This window comes from Halobaculum magnesiiphilum, from assembly GCF_019823105.1.
GTDB classification, from domain to species: Archaea; Halobacteriota; Halobacteria; order Halobacteriales; family Haloferacaceae; genus Halobaculum; species Halobaculum magnesiiphilum.
The window spans coordinates 384576-404249 of the sequence record NZ_CP081958.1 but is presented as its reverse complement, the minus strand read 5'-3'; the positions used below and the strand labels follow the sequence as shown (position 1 = coordinate 404249).

Annotated in this window: 20 protein-coding genes; 12 read left to right on the top strand and 8 right to left on the bottom strand. The window is 71.6% G+C overall.

Annotated elements, in window-relative coordinates:
• The first annotated feature begins 68 nt into the window (after positions 1 to 68).
• Positions 69 to 746 carry a uridine kinase gene (gene udk, locus K6T50_RS02165; RefSeq protein ID WP_222607802.1) on the top strand — a complete coding sequence of 226 codons (678 nt, stop codon included), beginning with the start codon at positions 69 to 71 and terminating at the stop codon, positions 744 to 746.
• Positions 747 to 904: 158 nt separating this feature from the next.
• Here udk and K6T50_RS02160 read toward each other — a convergent pair whose 3' ends face one another.
• Together K6T50_RS02160 and K6T50_RS02155 are read right to left on the bottom strand one after the other, a co-directional pair.
• Entirely contained in the window at positions 905 to 1234 is a 330-nt protein-coding gene (locus K6T50_RS02160; protein WP_222607801.1) for a DUF5785 family protein, read from the bottom strand.
• 48 nt (positions 1235 to 1282) lie between these two features.
• Complete coding sequence (locus tag K6T50_RS02155; RefSeq protein WP_222607800.1) at positions 1283 to 1651, bottom strand: hypothetical protein; 369 nt, start codon at positions 1649 to 1651, stop codon at positions 1283 to 1285.
• A 240-nt stretch (positions 1652 to 1891) separates the two neighbouring features.
• Between K6T50_RS02155 and K6T50_RS02150 the strand changes: the two genes are divergently transcribed.
• The 7 genes from K6T50_RS02150 (at position 1892) to K6T50_RS02120 (ending at position 10438) form a co-directional block, all read left to right on the top strand.
• The gene (locus tag K6T50_RS02150; protein WP_222607799.1) at positions 1892 to 3226 is read left to right on the top strand and encodes an MFS transporter; all 1335 of its coding nucleotides are present in this window, start codon (positions 1892 to 1894) and stop codon (positions 3224 to 3226) included.
• A 507-nt stretch (positions 3227 to 3733) separates the two neighbouring features.
• Complete coding sequence (rqcH, locus tag K6T50_RS02145) at positions 3734 to 5857, top strand: ribosome rescue protein RqcH (RefSeq protein ID WP_222607798.1); 2124 nt, start codon at positions 3734 to 3736, stop codon at positions 5855 to 5857.
• Positions 5858 to 5860: 3 nt separating this feature from the next.
• Complete coding sequence (locus K6T50_RS02140; protein WP_222607797.1) at positions 5861 to 6583, top strand: DUF4013 domain-containing protein; 723 nt, start codon at positions 5861 to 5863, stop codon at positions 6581 to 6583.
• 24 nt (positions 6584 to 6607) lie between these two features.
• Entirely contained in the window at positions 6608 to 7336 is a 729-nt protein-coding gene (locus K6T50_RS02135) for a DUF4013 domain-containing protein (protein WP_222607796.1), read from the top strand.
• A gap of 89 nt (positions 7337 to 7425) precedes the next feature.
• Entirely contained in the window at positions 7426 to 8493 is a 1068-nt protein-coding gene (locus tag K6T50_RS02130; RefSeq protein ID WP_222607795.1) for an mRNA surveillance protein pelota, read from the top strand.
• 2 nt (positions 8494 to 8495) lie between these two features.
• A complete protein-coding gene (locus tag K6T50_RS02125) occupies positions 8496 to 9032 on the top strand; it encodes a GNAT family N-acetyltransferase (protein ID WP_222607794.1) in 537 nt (178 codons plus the stop codon).
• A gap of 86 nt (positions 9033 to 9118) precedes the next feature.
• The gene (locus tag K6T50_RS02120) at positions 9119 to 10438 is read left to right on the top strand and encodes an MFS transporter (protein WP_222607793.1); all 1320 of its coding nucleotides are present in this window, start codon (positions 9119 to 9121) and stop codon (positions 10436 to 10438) included.
• A gap of 6 nt (positions 10439 to 10444) precedes the next feature.
• On the opposite strand, the gene K6T50_RS02115 is transcribed toward K6T50_RS02120, so the two are convergent.
• The 3 genes from K6T50_RS02115 to K6T50_RS02105 all read right to left on the bottom strand — a co-directional run bounded on the left by K6T50_RS02115 (position 10445) and on the right by K6T50_RS02105 (position 12302).
• Positions 10445 to 10924 carry a hypothetical protein gene (locus K6T50_RS02115; RefSeq protein WP_222607792.1) on the bottom strand — a complete coding sequence of 160 codons (480 nt, stop codon included), beginning with the start codon at positions 10922 to 10924 and terminating at the stop codon, positions 10445 to 10447.
• Positions 10925 to 10961: 37 nt separating this feature from the next.
• Positions 10962 to 11960 (bottom strand): ornithine cyclodeaminase family protein, encoded by a 999-nt coding sequence (locus K6T50_RS02110; protein WP_222607791.1) that lies wholly within the window; start codon positions 11958 to 11960, stop codon positions 10962 to 10964.
• 90 nt (positions 11961 to 12050) lie between these two features.
• Positions 12051 to 12302: a DUF8015 family protein gene (locus K6T50_RS02105; RefSeq protein ID WP_222607790.1), complete on the bottom strand. Its 252-nt coding sequence runs from the start codon at positions 12300 to 12302 to the stop codon at positions 12051 to 12053.
• Positions 12303 to 12462: 160 nt separating this feature from the next.
• Between K6T50_RS02105 and K6T50_RS02100 the strand changes: the two genes are divergently transcribed.
• The 3 genes from K6T50_RS02100 to K6T50_RS02090 all read left to right on the top strand — a co-directional run bounded on the left by K6T50_RS02100 (position 12463) and on the right by K6T50_RS02090 (position 16126).
• Positions 12463 to 13425, top strand: coding sequence for a mechanosensitive ion channel family protein (locus K6T50_RS02100; protein WP_222607789.1), 963 nt, complete (start codon positions 12463 to 12465; stop codon positions 13423 to 13425).
• A 73-nt stretch (positions 13426 to 13498) separates the two neighbouring features.
• On the top strand, positions 13499 to 15079 hold the full coding sequence (locus K6T50_RS02095; protein WP_222607788.1) for an APC family permease: 1581 nt from the start codon (positions 13499 to 13501) through the stop codon (positions 15077 to 15079).
• Between the two features lie 117 nt (positions 15080 to 15196).
• On the top strand, positions 15197 to 16126 hold the full coding sequence (locus K6T50_RS02090) for a DNA-3-methyladenine glycosylase family protein (RefSeq protein WP_222607787.1): 930 nt from the start codon (positions 15197 to 15199) through the stop codon (positions 16124 to 16126).
• 25 nt (positions 16127 to 16151) lie between these two features.
• On the opposite strand, the gene thiD is transcribed toward K6T50_RS02090, so the two are convergent.
• Both thiD and K6T50_RS02080 read right to left on the bottom strand, forming a co-directional pair.
• Positions 16152 to 17597 (bottom strand): bifunctional hydroxymethylpyrimidine kinase/phosphomethylpyrimidine kinase, encoded by a 1446-nt coding sequence (thiD, locus tag K6T50_RS19180; RefSeq protein WP_222607786.1) that lies wholly within the window; start codon positions 17595 to 17597, stop codon positions 16152 to 16154.
• 3 nt (positions 17598 to 17600) lie between these two features.
• Positions 17601 to 18530, bottom strand: coding sequence for a sulfide-dependent adenosine diphosphate thiazole synthase (locus tag K6T50_RS02080; RefSeq protein ID WP_222607785.1), 930 nt, complete (start codon positions 18528 to 18530; stop codon positions 17601 to 17603).
• An 89-nt stretch (positions 18531 to 18619) separates the two neighbouring features.
• Between K6T50_RS02080 and K6T50_RS19200 the strand changes: the two genes are divergently transcribed.
• On the top strand, positions 18620 to 19162 hold the full coding sequence (locus K6T50_RS19200; RefSeq protein WP_222607784.1) for a DUF555 domain-containing protein: 543 nt from the start codon (positions 18620 to 18622) through the stop codon (positions 19160 to 19162).
• A 124-nt stretch (positions 19163 to 19286) separates the two neighbouring features.
• Here K6T50_RS19200 and K6T50_RS02070 read toward each other — a convergent pair whose 3' ends face one another.
• A complete protein-coding gene (locus K6T50_RS02070; RefSeq protein ID WP_222607783.1) occupies positions 19287 to 19529 on the bottom strand; it encodes a UPF0058 family protein in 243 nt (80 codons plus the stop codon).
• Positions 19530 to 19674: the final 145 nt, after the last annotated feature.

The window sequence follows — 19674 nt, the reverse complement described above, 5'->3', positions numbered from 1 at the left end:
CGGGAGCATCGAGCACGGGACCGGTGGACCGACACGCCCAAGCCGACGCGCCGGGGATGACAGGGCGAATGACGTACCCCTCGTTCGTCGTCGGCATCGCCGGGGGGACCGGCGCCGGAAAGACGACCGTCTCCCGGTTGATCACCGAGCGCGTCGCCGACTCGGTGACCCGCATCCCGCTCGACAACTACTACCGGGACCTCTCGCATCTCGACCTCGAGGAGCGCGCGGAGGTGAACTACGACCACCCCGACGCGTTCGAGTGGGAACTCCTCCGGGAACACCTGGAGACGCTGCTGTCGGGCAACAGCGTCGAGATGCCGCAGTACGACTTCGAGATCCACAACCGCAAGGAGGAGACGGAGACCGTCGAGCCGACCGACGTGATCGTCGTCGAGGGGATCCTCGCGCTGTACGACGAGGAGATCAACGACATGCTGGACCTCCGCCTGTACGTCGAGACGGACGCCGACGTGCGTATCCTCCGGCGCATCGAGCGCGACGTGGTCGACCGCGGGCGCGACCTGGAGGGCGTGATCGACCAGTACCTCTCGACGGTGAAGCCGATGCACGAACAGTTCATCGAGCCGAGCAAGAAGCACGCGGACCTGATCATCCCCGAGGGGGCCAACCGCATGGCGATCAATCTGCTCGAGGAGAAGCTCCAAAACGAGGTCGAGGGCGAGGGGACGCGCACGTGGGAGCGCGAGGATTTCGAGCGCGAGATCGGCGGACGGACGCGGTGAACGGGGCCGCGCACCGACGCCGGGTCGGCTAGACTCCGAACACGGTTGTACGCGACCGGATGCGACTACTCGATCCGACGTTCATCGGAGACGGTCGAGGGTCGCGCGATCCGACCGTGGCGCGGTCCAAGATCCAACCGTGGGATCTATCAACCGTGCTATCCGCGCGTGCGGGTGAACGCGTCGGCGCCCTCGTACGTCCAGTAGTCGTTGGCGCGCATCGTCTCGCCGACGGCCTTGTGGAAGGCGACGATGTCCTCGAACTCGGCGTCGTCGTCGATGTGTTCGAAGATGTCGTCGACGGAGACGACGGTGTCCGCGTCCAGTCGGACCGGGTGGTCGCCGAACTCCTCGCGGTAGTCGCCGGCGCGAAGCGGGAAGTCCTCCTCCTCGTCGACCTTCTTCACCAGCACCGCGTGCCCGTACTTTCGGCGTCCCTCGCTGCCCTGCTCGCCGTCGGGGTCGTGGGGCCAGTCGTGCGCGCTCATTACCCCGCGGTAGTCGCGGGGGGCGATTAGTCGTTTCGTTTCCGACGGTCAGTCGTCGTCGACGGCGTACGTCGCGAGCGTCGCCTCCGACCGGAGGCGCTCGGCCTCCAGCCCGAACGCCTCGCCGGCGTGCCCGTCACACAGGCGGGGGGTCGTCACCTCGACCGGGTAGCCCCTGGTCTCGGAGTGGTCGTCGGGACCGTCGTCCAGGTCGATGCGGTGGACCGGGAGCGCGAGGGCGCCCGGCCGCGAGCAGAACAGACACGCCCCGCTCGGGTCCGCGTAGCCGCCCCGGAGGACCCGGCCGAACTGCTCGCGCTCGCACTCCGAGCACAGTCCGGCGAGCGTTCGGCCGTCGTGTTCGCGCACGAGCGCCCGGTTGTAGCGGACGGGAGCGCGGCAGTGGATACAGTACATCGGTCCTTCGAGAGAGCCTGGGCGGAGCGATTCGTGTTCGGCATATTAAGTTCTTCGAGCCACGTCGCATCGTTGATATTTCTTGCAGGTATCCGACCGGTACGCTCCCCCGCGCTCCGGAGCGATACCGACCGACAGGGTCGGTTCCCGATCGTTCGGCGGTCGACCGGCGGTCGGTCAGCGGGAGCCGTTGCCGGCAGTCGGGACTCCCCGGCCGGTCGTGCCGACACCGACGCGTACATGCCGCCGGAGTGGCCTCGTTCGCGTGTGAACCGGAACGACAGGTCCATCGTCGGGCTCACCATGCTGGCCCACGGGATGGTCCACACCTACGAGCTGTCCATTCCGATCTTCATCCCCATCTGGCTGGCGGAGTTCGACGTGGTGGCGCTGGGCCCCGTCGAGGTCGCGGTCACCTCCGCGACGCTCGGGCTGTTGGTAACGGTCGGCTACGGGCTGTTCGGCCTGGGCGCGCTCCCGGGCGGCGTGCTCGTCGACCGCGTGGGATCGAGGCGGCTCATCACCGCCTGCCTCGTCGGCATGGCCGCGTCCTTCGTCCTGCTCGGGGTCGCGCCCGGGCTCGTGTCGATCACCCTCGCGATGGTGGTGTGGGGCGTCTCCGCGTCGGTGTACCACCCGGCCGGGCTCGCGCTGCTCTCGAAGGGTGTCGAGGAGCGCGGCACCGGCTTCGCGTACCACGGCATGGCGGGCAACCTCGGCATCGGGCTCGGGCCGCTGCTCACGACGCTCATGCTGTTGGCCCTCGACTGGCGGACGGCCGCGGCGATCCTCGCGGCGCCGGCGCTGCTTGCGGCGCTGTACGCCGTCCGAGCGAGCTTCGACGAGACGGCGGCCGTGGAGACCGCCGCCGACGGCGGCACGGACGCGGGCGACTCGAAGGCCGACGCCGGGGTCGACTCGTTCTCGGAGTTCGTCGCCGAGTCGCGCGTGCTGTTCACGGGCAGCTTCGCGCTCGTGTTCCTCGTCGTGATGCTGTCGGGGCTGTACTACCGGGGCGTGCTCACGTTCATGCCCGAACTGCTCGACGACCTCCCCGGCTTCGCCCCGGTCGTCGTCGGGTCGCTGCTGCCCGGCGGCGTCGCCGACCTCCTCGGCGGGCTCGGCGGCCGGGAGGTCTCGCCCGCGAACTACGTCTACTCCGGCCTCCTGATGGTCGGCGTCGTCGGCCAGTACGTCGGCGGGAAGCTCACCGACCGGATCCCCGTCGAGCGGGGGATCGCGCTGAGCTTCGGGGTGCTCGGCGTGCTGGCGCTGTTGTTCCTCCCGGTCGCGAACCTCGGGTTCGGGCCGTTCCTCGTCTTCGGCGCGGTGCTGGGCGCCGCGCTGTTCGTCGTCCAGCCGTTCTATCAGGCCACCGTCGCCGAGTACACTCCCGCGGGCACCCGCGGGCTGTCGTACGGCTACACGTATCTCGGCGTCTTCGGCGTCGGCGCCCTCGGCGGCGCCGTCGCCGGCACCGTGTTGACGTACGCGAACCCGCCGACGCTGTTCGGCGTGCTCGCTGCCATCGGGTTCGTCGCCTCGGCGACGGGCGTGGTGCTGGCGCGCAGGTAGCCTCCGTCGTCGGTCGAGTTCCAAATCCGATCTATTGCGGTGGCGCGCGCCGGCTGACCTCTGTGTCAGCCGGACGCGCGCGAGGGATGAGTGAGTCGCGTCAGCGACGAGCGAATCGGTTGGGGAGGTCGTGGTGCGGTCGCGGCAGTGGGTGGGACTGAAAGGGGCCACGGCTCTGCGGGAAGGCGGAGGAAGCAAGCACTGGAGCGAGGGCGAAGCCCGAGCGAAGTCGTTCGAGAGACGCTTCGCGTCTCTCGTGATGCTGCCAGAACGCGGAGCGTTCTGGCTGCTGACCGGACGCCTCCGGCGTCCGGTAATGACGAGACGGCGGAGCCGTCTCGAACCACGCACAGCGAGTCCCCCGACCGCAGAGCCGTGGGGGCTTTCGAGGGGACAGAGTACCAAACACCAACTTCGATATATCGCTGAAGCTGAAGACAACACGCGAGAATCCGTCTCAATCCCGCAACGCCCAAACACCCGCCCCAAGTACCCACACACAATCAGATGGACCCGAAAACCGAGATGACGAGCGTCGACCTCGCCGCCCTCGCGGGGGAGCTCTCCCGGTACGAGGGCGCGAAGGTGGACAAGGTCTACCTCTACGGCGACGACCTCGTCCGCTTCAAGCTCCGCGATTACGACCGCGGGCGGGTCGAACTCCTCGTCGAGACGGGCGACGTGAAGCGGTGTCACGTCGCCGACCCCGCACACGTGCCGGACGCGCCCGGCCGGCCACCGGAGTTCGCCAAGACGCTGCGCTCGCGGCTCGCCGGCGGGGAGCTCGCCGACGTTGCTCAATACGAGTTCGACCGCATCCTCACGTTCGACTTCGAGCGCCCCGACGCGAACACGACGGTCGTCGCCGAGCTGTTCGGCGAGGGCAACGTCGCCGTGCTCGACGAGACCGGCGAGGTTCAGCGCAGCCTCGAAACCGTCCGCCTCAAGTCGCGAACGGTCGCCCCCGGGAGCCGGTACGAGTACCCCCAGTCGCGGATCAACCCCTTCGACGTGCGCTACGAGGTGCTCGAAGCGAGGATGGAGGAGTCCGACACCGACGTGGTGCGCACGCTCGCGACCCAACTCAACATGGGCGGCCTCTACGCCGAGGAGTTCTGCACCCGCGCCGGCGTCGAGAAGGCCCTCGACATCGCCGACGCCGGCGAGGCGCAGTACCGCGCGATCTACGACGCGATCCGGCGGATGGGCGAGCGCCTCCGGTCCGGGGATCTGGACCCTCGCGTCTACCTGGAGGACGGAGCGGTCGTGGACGTGACCCCGTTCCCGCTGGAGGAGCGCGAGGGAATGGAGTCGGAGGCGTACGACGACTTCAACGCCGCGCTGGACGCGTACTTCCACCGGCTCGACCTCACGGAGGACGAGGAGGTCGACGACTCGCCCGACTTCGAGGCGGAGATCGCCAAGAAGCAGCGGATCATCGACCAGCAGGAGGGCGCGATCGACGACTTCGAGGAGCGCGCGGAGGCCGAGCGCGAGAAGGCCGAGGCCGTGTACGCCCACTACGACCTCGTCGCCGACGTGCTCTCGACGATCCAGGCCGCCCGCGAGGAGGGGCGAGGCTGGGAGGAGATCGACGAGACGTTCCTCGAGGGCGCCGACCGCGGCATCCCCGAGGCCGAGGCAGTCCGCGGCGTCGACGGCTCCGAGGGGACCGTCGACGTGGACCTCGACGGCACGGTCGTCACCCTCGACGCCGCCACCGGGCCGGAGAAGAACGCCGACCGGCTGTACACGGAGGCCAAGCGCATCGAGGAGAAGAAGGAGGGCGCGCTCGCGGCCATCGAGAACACCCGCGAGGAACTGGCTGCCGTGAAACAGCGCAGGGAGGAGTGGGAGGCGGCCGACGGCGACCCGGACGCCGAAGGCGGCGACGAGGAGGCCGACGCCGACGGCGACGAGGACGACGAGCACGCGGACGTCGACTGGCTCTCGCGGCCGTCGATCCCCGTCAGGCAGCAGGATCACTGGTACGACCGCTTCCGCTGGTTCGAGACGAGCGACGGCTTCCTCGTCATCGGCGGGCGCAACGCCGACCAGAACGAGGAGCTCGTGAAGAACTACATGGAGGGGCGGGACCTGTTCTGTCACGCGCAGGCCCACGGGGGCCCGGTGACGATCGTCAAGGCGACCGACCCCTCGGAGGCCGCCCGCGACGTGACCATCCCCGAGCAGTCGCGCGAGGAGGCCGCACAGTTCGCCGTCTCGTACTCCTCGGTGTGGAAGGACGGCCGCGGCGCCGGCGACGCGTACGTCGTCACCCCCGATCAGGTGTCGAAGACGCCCGAGTCGGGCGAGTACATCGAGAAGGGGGGATTCGTCATCCGCGGCGAGCGCGACTACTACCGCGACATGCCCGCCGAGGTCGCCGTCGGCGTCCAGGTCGACCCCGAGACGCGGGTGATCGGCGGGCCGCCGAGCGCGATCGAGGAACGCGCGGAGACGACGATCCGCCTCACGCCCGGACGCTTCGCCCAGAACGACGCGGCGATGAAGTGCTACCGGGAGCTCAAATCGCGGTTCGCCGACCAGGGGTTCGTCCGCAAGGTCGCCTCCGCCGACCGGATCCAGGAGTTCCTCCCGCCCGGCGAGAGCGACATCCACGAGGCGTAACGCGTGCTCCGTGAGGCGCTTCGCTACCCGCTGGGATCGGCAGCGGACCGCGGCGCGGCGGCGGAGGTGCTCGCGACCGGCGGCGGGCTCCACCTCCTCGCCGCGATCGTCGCGCCGCTGTGGCCGCTCACGCTGCTCTCGCCCGTCGCGATCGTGCCGGTCGTCGGCTACCTCGTCCGCGTGCTCGGGGCCGCCGGCGACGCTGACGACCCCGCCACGCTCCCGACGTTTCGGCGTCCGCTGTCGCTGCTCCGGGACGGACTCGTCGCGAGCGCGGTCTCGGTCGGCGTGCTGCTCGTCCCGGTCGTCGTCCTGCTGGTCACCGTCGGCGGGGCGGTGTCGGGCGCGGCCGGCGGCGGTCTCATCGACCCGACGACGCCGCTGGGGTACGGCGTGACGCTCGTCGGCGGGACGGTGAGCCTGCTGCTCGCGGTCGCAATAGCCTACCCGCTGCCGGCGATCCTCGCGGGGTACGCTCGTGCGGACCCGGCCGGGACCGTTCGCACACGCGTCGCGGCGGGGATCTCGTTCGGATCGCTGCGGCGGACGGTCACCTCCGGGCGGTACTTCTACGCGTGGACCCTCGGCGCGATGTTGCTCGCGTTCGGGGCGGCGCTGGCCGGCGCCGGGTCCCGGACGGCCCGGCTCGTCGGTTTCTTCGGGCTGTTCTATCTCGAGGTCGCGGCCGCCGCGGCGTGGAGCCGCGGGATCGGTGGAAACCGTTAACCACGCCCCTGGTGACGGTCGGGTATGTTGGAGGACGCGCTCGGGTACCCCCTGCGAACGGACGACCGCGTCGCCACGCTCGTCATCGGCGGCGCGCTGATCGTCGCGAGCGTGTTCGTGCTGCCGTTGTTCGTGTTACAGGGGTACCTCCTCCGAGTGTTGCGTTCGGCGGCGACCGACGACCGCGCGGCCCCGTCGTTCACCGACTGGGGGGAGCTGTTCGTCGACGGGCTGAAGCTCGTCGTGGTGCAGGCGGCCTACGGCCTCGTCGTCTCGATCCCGATCGTCGCCGCGGTCGTCGCGCTCTTCATCGGCGGCGTTGCGGGCGGCGTCACGGGCAGCGACGCGGGGGTCGCGGCGTTCGGCGCCGTCAGCCTCCTCCTCGTGTTGGCGGCGACGCTGCTGTCGATCCTCGTCGCGTACGTCATGCCGGCGGCGATGACCAACTTCGCGCTCGCGGGCGAGCTGGGCGCCGCCTTCGACGTCGAGGCGCTGCGCGAGGCGGCCCTCTCGGGGCGGTATCTCGTCGGCGTCCTCTTCGGCGTCGTCCTCGGGGCCGTGATCAACAGCGTCGCGAGCCCCTTCGCGCTGATCCTGATCGGGATCCCGGCGCTGTTCTACGGGCAGGTGGTCACGTACTACTGCTTCGGCCGCGGGTTCGCCGAGGCGACCGACACCCCCGGGGAGGGCGCGGACGAATCCGCGGACGAGGGCGGCGCGTCCGGGCCGGCGAACCCGCGAGTGGGTCGGTGAGGTAGTCCCCGGGAGCCTTCCGGAAGCTGGACCACGGTTTGGGTCACCGTCTCGGAGGGCCTTTGTACGCGCCCGACGCACTCGCTGATATGCGAATCGACTCGCGCGGCCGCGGCGAGGAGGGGCGCGAGCGCCTGACGGTCACGCCCGAGACCACCGACGACCTGTGGCACCTCTCGCACGTCCTTGAACCCGGCGATCTGGTCGAGGCGGACACGACCCGCCGGGTCACCCGCGACGACGACCAGCTCCGCGACACGGGCGGCGAGCGCGAGCACATGCGCGTCACCCTCGAGGTCGAGGACGTGGAGTTCGCCCGCTTCGCCAACCGGCTGCGCGTCGGCGGCGTCATCGTCGGCTGTTCGCGCGAGGACGAGATCGGTCACCACCACACGATCAACGTGGAGGAGCGCTCGGAGATCACCGTCGAGAAACACTTCAAGGCCGACCAGATCGAGCGCATCGAGGAGGCCGAGGAGGCCACCGGGGCGCCCGACGTCGCCATCGCGACCGTCGAGGAGGGTGCCGCGTACATCCACACCGTCCAGCAGTACGGCACCGAGGAGTACGCGAGCTTCACCAAGCCCACGGGGAAGGGTGAGTACGCCCGGCCCCGCGACGAGCTGTTCGACGAGCTCGGCTCCGCGCTGTCGCACCTCGACCCCGAGGCGGTCATCCTCGCGGGTCCGGGCTTCACGAAGAACGACGCCAACGACTACATCGACGAGCACTATCGCGACCTGAGCGACCGGATCTCGGTCGTGAACACCTCCGCCGCCGGCGACCGCGGCGTCCACGAGGTGCTCAAGCGCGGCGCCGTCGACGAGGTGCAACGCGAGACGCGCATCGCCCGCGAGGCCGAGCTGATCGACGAGCTCACCGAGCGCATCGCCGAGGGCGCCAAGGCGACCTACGGCGTCACCGAGACGATGGAGGCCGCCGAGTTCGGCGCCATCGAGACGCTGCTCATCGTCGACGATCGACTCCGCGCCGAGCGCCAGGGCGAGGGCGACTGGGACATCGACGTGAACGACCTCGTCGAGACCGCCGAGCAGAAGGGCGGGGACGTGGTCGTCTTCTCGGAGGAGTTCGCGCCCGGGCAGCAACTGAAGAACCTCGGCGGCGTCGCCGCGCTCCTGCGGTACCGCCTCCAGTGACGATGCCCGAGGACGACACGTCGGCGGAGGCCGACCTCGCTCCCGCGGACGCCGACTGGACGGCCACCGTCGTCGCCACCGAGACCGACTGGGACACCGTGGTCGACCTGCGGATGGCCGTCTTCGTCGACGAGCAGGGCGTTCCGGAGCACCTCGAACTCGACGAGCACGACGCCGAACCGCTGGAGTCGGACGTGGACCACCTGCTCGTCCGCGACGCCGCCGGCGACGCGGTCGCGGTCGCCCGCCTCCGCGCGGTCGACGCCCACGAGTACGGCGCGCTGGCGGAGGGAACGGAGCGCGTCGCGAAGATCGAGCGGATCGCGGTCGCCGGCGATCGCCGCGGCGAAGGCTGGGGCGCGCGCGTGATGAGCGCCGTCGAGAACCGTGCCCGCGCCCGAGGGCTGACCGAGGCGATGTTGCACGCGCAGACGCAGACGGCCGGCTTCTACGAGGGGCTGGGGTACGCCGTCGACGAGGCGGTCGGTACGTTCGACGAGGACGGCATCGAGCACGTCCGGATGCGACGCCAGCTCTGAGCCGCCGCAGTCGCTTCCACCCCGCCGTCGATCGGATCGCCGTGGCCCGAAGGTACAAGCCCCGGTGTGAAACACAGAGGCACACAATGGCGATCCCGCGCCGGTATCGACGCCACCTGATGTGGGCGACGCTCGCGTTCGGCTTCCTGTTCGTCAACTTCTTCCGCAACTCGACGGCCGTGTTGTCGGGGGATCTCGCCGCCGTCTTCGACGCGACCGCCTCGGAGTTGGGGCTGCTCCACTCGTCGTTCTTCTACGTGTACGCCGCGGCGCAGCTCCCCGCCGGACTGGTCGTCGATCGGTACGGCCCCCGCCGCATCGTGTCGATCGGGCTCGTCGGCATGGCCGCCGGGGTCGCGGGCTTCGCCGCGGCCGACTCCTTTGCGGTCGGCTTCGCGGCGCGCTTTCTCGCCGGCCTGAGCGGCGCGGCGATCTACGTCGCCGTCCTCCGGTTTTGCGCCAACTGGTACGCGCCCGAGGAGTTCGCGACGATGACGGGCTTCACCATCGCCGCCGCCGGCATCGGGGGCGTGCTGGCGACGACGCCGCTGGCGCTGGCGGCCGAGGCGGCCGGCTGGCGGTCGGTGCTGTACGCCGCCGCCGCGGGGGTGCTGCTCGCGGGCCTGGCGGTCGGCGGCTTCGTCCGCGACCGACCGGCGGACCCCGAGGACCGCCCGGAGGGGGCGGACTCGGGAACCGACACCGACTCGCTGCGGGAGGTGCTCGCGGGCGCACGGCGCGTGCTCGGCGACCTCGACACGTGGCTGATGGGGACGACGCTGTTCCTGATCTTCGGGCTCAACTTCACCGTCGTCGGGCTGTGGGGCGTCCCCTACATCGTCCACCTCTACGACGTGCCGGTGGCGACGGCCGCCTGGGCGGTGTTGGCGGCGAACATCGGCTTCGCGGTCGGCTCGCCCGCCTTCGGCGCGCTGTCGGACCGCACCGGCCGCCGGACGGAGGTGATCGTGGGCTCGTGTCTCGCGTTCGTGATCGCCTACGGCGTGGTGTTCGTCACCGTGACGCCGCCGCTGTTCGTCGTCGCGCTCGCGCTGTTCGTGGGGATGGGGATCACCGGAGGGGCCTCGGTCGCCTACACGGTCGCGAAGGAGCGCCACGCCGCCGACAGCGGCGCGGCCACGGGCACCGTCAACGGGATGGCGTACTTCGGGGCGGCCGTCTTCCCCGCGGTGCTCGGGGCGGCGCTCGACGCCTTCTGGACCGGACGCGTCGTCGACGGCGCGCGGGCGTACTCCGTGGCCGGCTACCGAGTCGCGTTCGGGATCGTCGTGCTCGGCGGCGTGATCGCGACGCTGTGTGCGATCGCGCTCCACGTCCGCGTGCGCCGTCGCGAGGGGCGGTCGCCGGACGCGCCGGGGACCGCGTCGACCTCCGGCGGCGACTGAGGGGGATCAGAAGTCGCCCAACAGCGCGAGGCCCGCACGCGCCAGCGACACGGGCGCCAGAACGACCCCGATCGCGGTGACGGCGTACGCGGCGATGGCGTACACCTCCGGTTCCGAACCCGTTCCGCCCAGCGCACCGACGGCGCTCGCGACGGCCAGCATCGCCACGGCGATCACCCCTTCGACGACCGCGAGCGCCAGGGCGACGCCCGTCGGTCGGTCTCCCGCGTCGGCGTAGGCGACGACGCCCGCGACCGCCCGCGCGACGACCGACAGCCACAGGAGGACGACGAGGACCATCGCCGCGACGATCGCGGTCCCGAGCCGGCGCCCGCCGGGGTCCGGGATCCGACCGGGCCCGACGAGCGTCACGAGCACGGCGACGGCCCCGAGCAGAACGACGAGCGCGATCCCGCCGCTGACCACGATCAGCGGCGACTCGCGGGCTCGGGGTCGGAGGGGGACGGCCGCGGCGGTGCCGGACACGTCTCGGGGACGTTCGCGCGTCGCAATCAGCGTTGTCCTACTCGCCGGTCAGCGCCTCGCTCGCGGGTGCGAACTCGATCGTCTCCCCGAGCCCGGCGTCGACGGCCTTCTCGTACAGCAGGTACGCCGACGCGGCCGTCTCGATCCCGGTGCCGCCGGAGTCGAAGACGGTTATCTCCTCGTCGCTCGTCCGGCCGGGTTCGACGCCGGCGACGACCTCCCCCAACTCGGCGTGGATGTGGTCCTCGTCGACGACGCCGGCCTCCAGCGCCGAGAGGAACGAGCCGGCGTCCTGGTGTGCTCGGGCGCGTAGGTCCGGTACGTACGTGGCGCGCTCGATCGTCGCGTGGTCGAGCTCGCGCTTGTCCGCGTTGTACTGCCCCATCGCGGTGACGTGGGTGCCGGGGTCGAGGTCGGCGCCGTCGAACACCGGCTCGGCGGCGTTCGTCGCGGTGATCACCACGTCGGCGTGCTCGACGGCGGCCGCGGCGCTCGCGACGGCCGCGACCGAGGCGTCGAGGCGCTTGTTCATGTCGCCCGCGAACGCCTCGCGGTGCTCCTTCGTCGGCGAGTACACCCACACCGTCTCCAGGTCGCGGACGGTCGCCGTCGCACGGAGTTGTCCCCGCGCCTGCGCGCCCGAGCCGATCACCGCGACCGAGGTCGCGTCCTCGCGGGCGAGCGCGTCGACGCCGACGGCGCCGGCGGCGCCCGTCTTGTGGGGGTTCATCGAGGCGCCGTCCAGCAGCGCGAGCGGCTCGCCCGACTCCGCGTCGAACAGCGGCGTCATGAACCACGCGTCGCGCCCGCCGAACCCGGCGGAGTAGGTGTACCCGCCCATCGCTCCCGTCTCCGGGAGCACCGCGGCGTAGGTGGTGAGAAACCCGGGCGGGTCGGCGTTCACGAGCTTCGTCCGCGGCTCCGCGGGCGCTCCCTCGCCGATCTGGCGGTAGGCGTCGCGAACAGCGTCCACGTACTCCGCGGGGTCGGCCAGTCCGGCGACCTCCTCGCTCGTCAGGAACAGCGTCTCCGTCATGTGCGGCGGTTGGGCCGCGGTGGTGAAAAGCGTGGCCGGCCTCGCGCGACCCCGAAGTGGCCGAAATGAACTCGGCCGAACCCAACCGGATCAGTCGGCGTTCTGCGGCGCCCCGGGGGATCCGCCGGCCTCGGTGCCGGTCGGGCGCGCCGGCGCGTCCGGAACCGTCGCGCCGGAGGCGGGGCCGCGAACGAACATCGCGTGGGCCACGAGCCCGGCCGCGACGGCGCCCCCGACGGGAACGGCCACCTGCATCGACCAGCCCAGCCCCTCCAGCGCGAACGTGGTTCCGAGCAACGCGGCGGGGATGAGGCCGAGGACGTAGTCGTAGTAGCCGGTCATAGACAATTCATACTATGGATGGGTGTACTATAGGTGTTTCCCATAGCTGTCCAGTCAATGTCCCCGTGGCGACAGAAAACCACGGTATAACTTATGAACGGTGGCCTCGCGACCCGCGTCGATGCCAACGGTTTTTGCTCCCGCCGGGACAGGTCCGCCCGTGCGACGACCGATCGGCTACGCGTCGGTGGCGGCCGCCCTCGTCGCGGCGGTCGCCGCCGGCGTCGTCCGTGCCGCGACGCCGCTTGCGGACCTGGCCGTGCCCGCGCTCGGCGACACGCCCCCGGACGCGGCGGCGGCGACGGCGCTGTTGGCCTGCTCCGTCGCGCTGGCGGCCAACGGGGCGTACCTCGTGGTCTCCGAATTCGCCGTCGGACGAACGACCAAGCGTCGCGCCCACGACGTGCGCAACGTCCTCCGGCTGGTGTTCGGCGGACTCGCGCTCGCTGGCGTGCTCGGCGTGCTCACCGACCAGTGGGTCGGCCTGCTCGTCTCCCTCGGCGTCGTCGGCGTCGCCATCACCTTCGCGCTCCAGCAGCCGCTGCTGTCGCTGGTCGGCTGGTTCTACCTCGTGGTGAAGCGTCCCTACGCCGTCGGCGACCGCGTCCAGCTGGGCGATGTCAGCGGCGACGTGGTCGAGGTGGACTTCCTCGTGACGACGCTGTGGGAGGTGAACGGCCCGCTCGTCTCGACGAACCAGCCCTCCGGCCGGGTGGTCACCGTCCCGAACAGCCTGGTGCTCTCCTCGGAGGCGGTGAACTTCGCCGGGGCCGGCTCCCCGTACGTCTACAACGAGCTCTCGGTGCAGGTGGCCTACGAGACGGACCTCGAGTTCGCCCGCGAGCGAATGGCCGGTGTGGCCGCCGACTACCTCGGCGAGGAGATGGGCGACGCCGTCGACCGCTATCGGGATCGACTCGACGAGACCGCCGTCGACCTGGATGTCGCGGACGGGCCCTCGGTGAACGTCGTCCAGCGGGAGTCGTGGGTCGAGCTCCGCCTGCGCTACCTTGTCCACCACCGCCGCGCGACCCGCGTCCGCAACGCCCTCTACGAGCGCGTGCTCGCCGAGTTCAACGAGGCGCCCGACCGCGTGGCGTTCCCGGTCAGCCGGAACCGCTGACGACACTCACGCGTGCCCGACGGCGCCGCCCACCCGCCCGCGGACTTTTGCTACTCCGTCCCACACTCCGGATATGGATACGGGGCGACTCCTCGGCGTCGTCCGCGCGACGGCCCGGCCGGCAGGCCTCGGAATCGCCGCCATGCTCGGCGGCGGGCTGTTGTACGTCCCCGACGGGGTCGCTCAGGGAACCGGTCCGCCCGCGCCGGCGGCGTATCTCATCGCCGGCTGCGGGGTCGTCTGTCTGGCGGTCGCCTTCGCGGTCGTCGCGTCGGGCCCGTTCGCCGACCGCGGGCCGGTGTACGGGTCGGTCTCGCGAGTGTGGGGGTCACGGTTCGTCGGCGCGTTGGCGGCCTGGCCCGCGCTCGTCGGCTACGTCGCGCTCGTCGCGCTGCTGGCCGAGTGGCTCGGCCGGCTCGCCCCGCTGCCGCGCAGCACCGGCGCGTACGTCGCCGGCACGCTCGACGCGCCCACCGGGCTCGCGGCCGTCCTCGGGGTCGAGTCGGTCGCGCCGCCCGTCGGCGACGCGGTCGCCGTCGCCGCCTGCGCCCTCGCGCTCGGCGTGCACCTGCTGGGGAGACGCCGCGCCGCGGGGGCGGCGGCGCTGCTCGCCTGGTCGGTTGTCGCCGGGCTCGCGGCCCTGCTGATCGCGGCGTTCGTCCCAGGGATCGGGGAGTTCGTCCCCGGGAACTTCGACCCGCTGTACCCGACCGAGGGGCTCCGGAGCGCCCCGGTCGCCAGCCTCGTCGGCGGCGTCGGCGCGGCGCTGTTCGCCTTCCTCGGCGTCGAGGCGGCGGCATACGGAGTGGGCGCGCCCGGGCGTTCGGAGCGCGATGCTTCCGGGACGGATAGCCCCACGAGCGACGCGGGGAATACGGCGTCCCACACTGGGTACGAAGCGTACGCCCCGGTCGTTGCCGCCGCCGTGCTCGCGGTCCTGGTCTCGCTCGCGGCGCTGGTGGCGCTCGGCGTCGTCAACTGGGCCAGGCTCAACCTCGCGGACGTGCCCGCGGCCGACGCGATCGCGGCGTACCTCCCGATCGACCCGATCGGGACCACGGTCGCGGTCTCGCTGGTCGCCGGGGTCGCCGCGCTGGTGGCGCTCGCCGTCCCCGCGGCGCGCACCCTCGCGGGGGTGGCAGAGCTGTTCCCGCCGCTTCGACGACGAACCGACGACCGGCCCGGCCTCGTGTTCGCGGTCGTCTACGCCGTCGCGGCGGCGCTGGCCGTCGGGGATCTCGTCGCGGCGGCACTGTACGTCGCCGTCCCCGGACTGGCGCTGTCGTATCTCGCGGTCGCCGTGGCGGTCGCGGCGATGCCTTCTCGACGCCCCGACCTGTGGGCCGCGTGTGCGGTCCGGCCGTCGGGGACGCTCGGCCGGGGAACGATCCTCGGGGGCGTCGCCGTCGCGGCCTCGCTGCTGGGGGTTGCGCTCGCGAGCGATCCGGCGACGACGCTGTCGTTGACGCTCCACCGCGTCGCGCTCGCGGTGTTCGAGTTCGAGCTCGTGGCCGACCCGCTGGGCGGGCACGTCCTCGCGCTGCTGGCGGTGGAACTCGTCGGCGCCGGCCTGTACGTCGTGCTCGGCGACTACCGGGCCTCGACCGGGGCGGACCTCCCCCCGCTCGATGCCGCCGCCGAGGAGGGAGAGTGACTCCGGAGAGTGGGAGTGACCCCGAACGCTCGATCCGCCGACCCGCCAACCCGGAGACCCGTCCGTGGTCCGCCGGGATCGTAACCCGGAACCGGCTGGCGGTGCTGATGTTCCCCAATGGAGACCGGGGCCATCCCCCTCGACTCGGTCGGCCCGTTCGACCTGCAGGCGACCGTCGAGAGCGGCCAGACGTACCTGTGGGACCGCGCGGACGGGAACATGTACGAGACGATGTCCGCCCACGGCGGCGACCACTGGTACGAGACGGTCGTCCCTCCGATCGCGGGCGTCAGCGACGAGCGCGCGGTCGTCCGCGTTCGCCAGGCCGACGGGCGACTGGAGTGGGAGTCGACGACCGACGCGGTGCCGATCCTCAGGCACCTCCTTCGCTTGGACGACGACCTCGACGCGATCGTGGAGTCGACGCCGGACCTACCCCTGTTGAACCGGGCGTACGAGCAGTACCGCGGGATGCGGCTCGTCCGCGACCCGGTCTTCCCGTGTCTGATCTCGTTCATCTGCTCCGCACAGATGCGCGTCAGCCGGATCCACGGGATGCAGATGCGCATGGCCGAACGGTTCGGCGACCCGGTCGAGTTCGACGGCCGGACGCTCCACGCGTTCCCGAACGCCGAGCAACTCGCCGCGCGCACCGAGGACGAACTGCGCGACCTCTCGCTGGGCTATCGCGCGCCGTACGTCCAGCGCACCGCGGAGATGGTCGCGGGCGACGCGAGCAATGAGCACGGCGCGGTCGACCCGGCCGCCGCCCGCGACATGGCCTACGAGGAGGCCCGCGAGTACCTGACGCAATTCGTCGGCGTCGGCGACAAGGTCGCCGACTGCGTCCTGCTGTTCTCGCTCGACTTCCTCGAAGCCGTCCCCCTGGACACCTGGATCCGGACCGCGATCGCGGACTACTACCCGGAGTGCGACGCCGGCGGCTACGCGGAGACGAGCCGCGCGATCCGCGAGCGCTTCGGCGGCGAGTACGCGGGCTACGCGCAAACGTACGTCTTCTACTACCTCCGCGCGGGTGGGGAGTGAGTCGCCGGCGGCCGACGATTCGAACTCAGTCGCCGTCGACGCCGGCGGCAACGAGCATCCGGTCGACCACCGTCGCGGCCGAGTCGCCGAACACCCGCGCCATCGGTTCCTTGCCGTGGGCGCCGTCGTCGACGATCGCGACCGGCGCGCGCGCCCTGTCGGCCATCGCCGTCGCGGCCGTCCAGTCCATCGTCCCGTCGGCCTCCGCCGGCTCCTCTCGCCGGTCGACGCGGACCACGTCGCCCAGGTCCGAGAGCCGGTCGACTGCCGCCTCGGTCGGCCGGACGTTCGCCACCGCGCGCGTCCCGGCGTCGACCTCGCGGACGCCACACAACAGGCGCGCGAGGTGATCTGAGGCGCCGCGGGCGACGCTGCCGGCCGCGCGGACGCCCTCGCCGGTCGAGCGCAGGCGACCCTCGACGGCGACGACCTCGCCGGGCTCGCGCGCCCCCGCGGGCGCCGCCGCGACGTTCGTCCCCACCTCGGGGACCGCGTCGGCGACAGCCGACCCGGCGCGTTCGAGCCGGCCGACCGCAGCCCGGAGGCGTGCGGCGGCGGCCGGCGTCGCGGCGTCGGTCCGCGTCGCGCCGAGGTGGTTCACCGGCCCGGGACCGTCGCCGTAGGGGAGCCCCCGCGGGAGGGTTCGGTCGAGGTACGACTCCGCGCCGGCGACCGCCTCCCGCGGCGACCCCCCGCCGGCGAGTTCGGCCGCGATCGCCGCCGAGAGCGTGCAGCCGGTGCCGTGGGTCGCGTCCGTGTCCACGCGGTCGCGCTCGAAGCGCGCCATTCCCTCGGGACCCGCGAACGCGTCGACGACGCCGTCACCCGGCCCCGGATCGAGGTGGCCGCCCGTCACGAGCGCCGCCTCGGCGCCGGCCGACCGGAGGTCGCGGGCGGCCGCCAGCGCGTCCGCGGGCGTCGCCACCTCCCGGCCAGTCAGCAGCTCCGCCTCGGGGGCGTTCGGTGTGACGACGGTCGCGCGGTCGAGCAGGCGCTCGCGGAGGGCCTCGACGCCCGCCTCGTCCAGTAGACGGGCACCCGAGGCGGCGACGACCACGGGATCCACGACCAGTGGAAGCGATTCGGGGAGCGCCTCGGCGACCGCCTCGACGCGCTCGGCGTCGCCGAGCATCCCCGTCTTGGCTGCCGCGACCGGGAGGTCGGCGGCGACCGCGCGGATCTGGGCGGCCACCTCCCCGGGCGGCACCGGGTGCGCCGAGTCGACGCCGGCGGTGTTCTGCGCCGTGACGGCGGTGACGGCGGCCGTGCCGAACGCGCCGCGTGCGGCCATCGCCTTGAGGTCGGCGGCGACGCCGGCGCCGCCGCCGCTGTCGGTGCCGGCGACCGTCAGCGCGACCGGCGGGGTCGCCGCCGGGTCGCCGGCGCTGGCCGGATCGCTGGCCCAGTCGACGGCGCTGGCTGAGTCGCGAGCCGGGTCGCGGGCGCGGTTCGGGGCCGTGTGGTCGGCCACGGCTCAGTCGTCCGCGGGGGCCGGCGTCGACCCGCCAAGCTCGACGGGGCTGGCGTCCACGCCGAGTTCCTCGAGCGCGACCTCGGCCGCGCGCTTGCCCGAGACGAGCATCGCGCCGAAGGTCGGCCCCATCCGGGTGAGCCCGTGGGTCGTCGCGGTCGCGAGGCCGGCGGCGATCAGGCCGTCGTGGACGACGCCGGTCTCCTCGACGACCTTGTCCTCGCTGTCGGCGACCCACATCGAGTCGTGACCCGGCGAGTCGTGTCCGGGGGCGCCGTACTCGCCGTCGGCGGTCCCATCCATCCCGGTATTGTGCTCGCCTGCGTGCCCGATCCCCGGGGCGTCGATGACGCCGCGCTCGTGGAGCTTCGAAACGACGACCGCCTCGTGGCCCGTCGCGTCGATGACGAGGTCGGACTCGACGGCGATCGGGTCAACGCAGGTCAACTCGCGCGGAAGCGAGTGGACCGGCGTCCAGTTCACCACGGCGCCGGCGACGCGGTGGTCCTCCCGAACTACCACGTCGGTGAACTCGGTCATGTTCTGGATCCGCGCGCCGGCCGCGCAGGCGGCCTCGATCAGCGCCGACGAGCAGTGCGGTGCGTCCGCGACGTGGAGGCCGGACGCCTCGTCGCTCTCCTCGTACGGGACGCCGAGCTCGTCGAGGATCCGGTCGGCCGGCTCGCGCACGGTGAGCTTGTTCATCAGGAAGCCGCCGAGCCAGAAGCCGCCCCCGAGGTAGTTGTTCTTCTCGACGACGGTCACGTCGACCCCGCGCTCGGCCAGCTCCTTCGCGGCGGTGAGCCCCGAGGGACCGCCGCCGATCACGATGACCTCCGTCTCCGTGCCGTCCATGAACTCCCCGTGCCATGAGTCGCCGATGGCTCGGGTGACCTGTGCCTCGCTCGCGTCGGTGAAGCCGTCGAACTGCATGCGACTACCTAGTAATATTACTGGCTATTAGTCGTTTCTCACTCCGGGCCGGCCGAACATTCATGCCCGAGCCAGTGGTACTATCTGACATGGACTGTAGGGTCGTCGTCGAGGCCGCGGTGCCGGTGTACGACGTCGAGACGACCGACGAGGCGGTCCGCATCGCGATCTCGAAGACGGGGGAGATGCTCAACCCCGACCTCAACTACGTCGAGATCTCGATGGGGACGCGCACGTCGCCCGACGGCGAACAGTTGCCGCCGGCGTTCGTCGCGGCCGACGAGGCGCTGGTGGCGCTGGAGCTGGAGATGTCCGTGTTCAACGTCGAGCGGGAGGAACACGCCGCGCGGATCGCCCGCAAGGAGATCGGCCAACGACTCCACGACATCCCGCTCAAGGTCCTGCGCGTCGAGCCGCTGGAGGACGGCGAGGACCACGGCAACCACGGCAACGGGGACGAGGGCGGGGACGGCGGCGACGGCGGCAGTAACCACGATCGGGGGGACGACCGAGACGACGGACGCGACGGCGACGGGTCGGACGGGTCCGACAATGGTGACCCGGACGCCGAGGGCGACGCGGAGGACGACTTGCTCCCGGAGTTCGAGGAGATGGTCGAGGACGAACGCTGAGGGGGCCCGTCGACGCCACGCCTCGGGCGTCGCTCGCGGTCGTCGTGTGCGGTATCGGATGGACGCAGACCCGGAGCCGTCGCTGGGGGACGGGTGGTCGTTGCGGGGGAGTAAGTGCCCGACTTCAGTCGGCGCGAGGCGCGACGGTCTCGGCCTCGGCCTCGGTCGTCTCCTCGGCGGAGGACGTGATTCCGGACGCCAGCTTGAACACGGCCGCCTTGTGGTCCGTCTTCGATCGGTGGATCGATGTCGGTTTGACGCCGAGTTCTTGGTACTCGGTCAGGTCGAGATCTGTGCCCCACTGCTCGTACTCGCTGCGTACCTCGCTGAGAAGGCCGTGCAGGTGAATGAGCTCCTGCTTCTTCATGGACGAATCCGGGTTGCGACCCAAGGGTTAAAGACTTATCTTGAGGCTCGTTAGCACGGTCCTCGACGGATTTAGGTAGGTCGAGCGGACGGGTCTAGAAATTGAGTATTCGGACGGTTCGTTTCGGCCGTCTCGGCGGGAAACG

Excerpts from the sequence above, each read along its gene's own strand:
- udk (WP_222607802.1), top strand. The coding sequence starts at position 69 with ATGACGTACCCCTCGTTCGTCGTCGGCATCGCCGGGGGGACCGGCGCC.
- K6T50_RS02160 (WP_222607801.1), bottom strand. The coding sequence starts at position 1,234 with ATGAGCGCGCACGACTGGCCCCACGACCCCGACGGCGAGCAGGGCAGC.
- K6T50_RS02155 (WP_222607800.1), bottom strand. The coding sequence starts at position 1,651 with ATGTACTGTATCCACTGCCGCGCTCCCGTCCGCTACAACCGGGCGCTC.
- K6T50_RS02150 (WP_222607799.1), top strand. The coding sequence starts at position 1,892 with ATGCCGCCGGAGTGGCCTCGTTCGCGTGTGAACCGGAACGACAGGTCC.
- rqcH (WP_222607798.1), top strand. The coding sequence starts at position 3,734 with ATGGACCCGAAAACCGAGATGACGAGCGTCGACCTCGCCGCCCTCGCG.
- K6T50_RS02135 (WP_222607796.1), top strand. The coding sequence starts at position 6,608 with ATGTTGGAGGACGCGCTCGGGTACCCCCTGCGAACGGACGACCGCGTC.
- K6T50_RS02130 (WP_222607795.1), top strand. The coding sequence starts at position 7,426 with ATGCGAATCGACTCGCGCGGCCGCGGCGAGGAGGGGCGCGAGCGCCTG.
- K6T50_RS02125 (WP_222607794.1), top strand. The coding sequence starts at position 8,496 with ATGCCCGAGGACGACACGTCGGCGGAGGCCGACCTCGCTCCCGCGGAC.
- K6T50_RS02120 (WP_222607793.1), top strand. The coding sequence starts at position 9,119 with ATGGCGATCCCGCGCCGGTATCGACGCCACCTGATGTGGGCGACGCTC.
- K6T50_RS02110 (WP_222607791.1), bottom strand. The coding sequence starts at position 11,960 with ATGACGGAGACGCTGTTCCTGACGAGCGAGGAGGTCGCCGGACTGGCC.
- K6T50_RS02105 (WP_222607790.1), bottom strand. The coding sequence starts at position 12,302 with ATGACCGGCTACTACGACTACGTCCTCGGCCTCATCCCCGCCGCGTTG.
- K6T50_RS02095 (WP_222607788.1), top strand. The coding sequence starts at position 13,499 with ATGGATACGGGGCGACTCCTCGGCGTCGTCCGCGCGACGGCCCGGCCG.
- K6T50_RS02090 (WP_222607787.1), top strand. The coding sequence starts at position 15,197 with ATGGAGACCGGGGCCATCCCCCTCGACTCGGTCGGCCCGTTCGACCTG.
- K6T50_RS02080 (WP_222607785.1), bottom strand. The coding sequence starts at position 18,530 with ATGCAGTTCGACGGCTTCACCGACGCGAGCGAGGCACAGGTCACCCGA.
- K6T50_RS19200 (WP_222607784.1), top strand. The coding sequence starts at position 18,620 with ATGGACTGTAGGGTCGTCGTCGAGGCCGCGGTGCCGGTGTACGACGTC.
- K6T50_RS02070 (WP_222607783.1), bottom strand. The coding sequence starts at position 19,529 with ATGAAGAAGCAGGAGCTCATTCACCTGCACGGCCTTCTCAGCGAGGTA.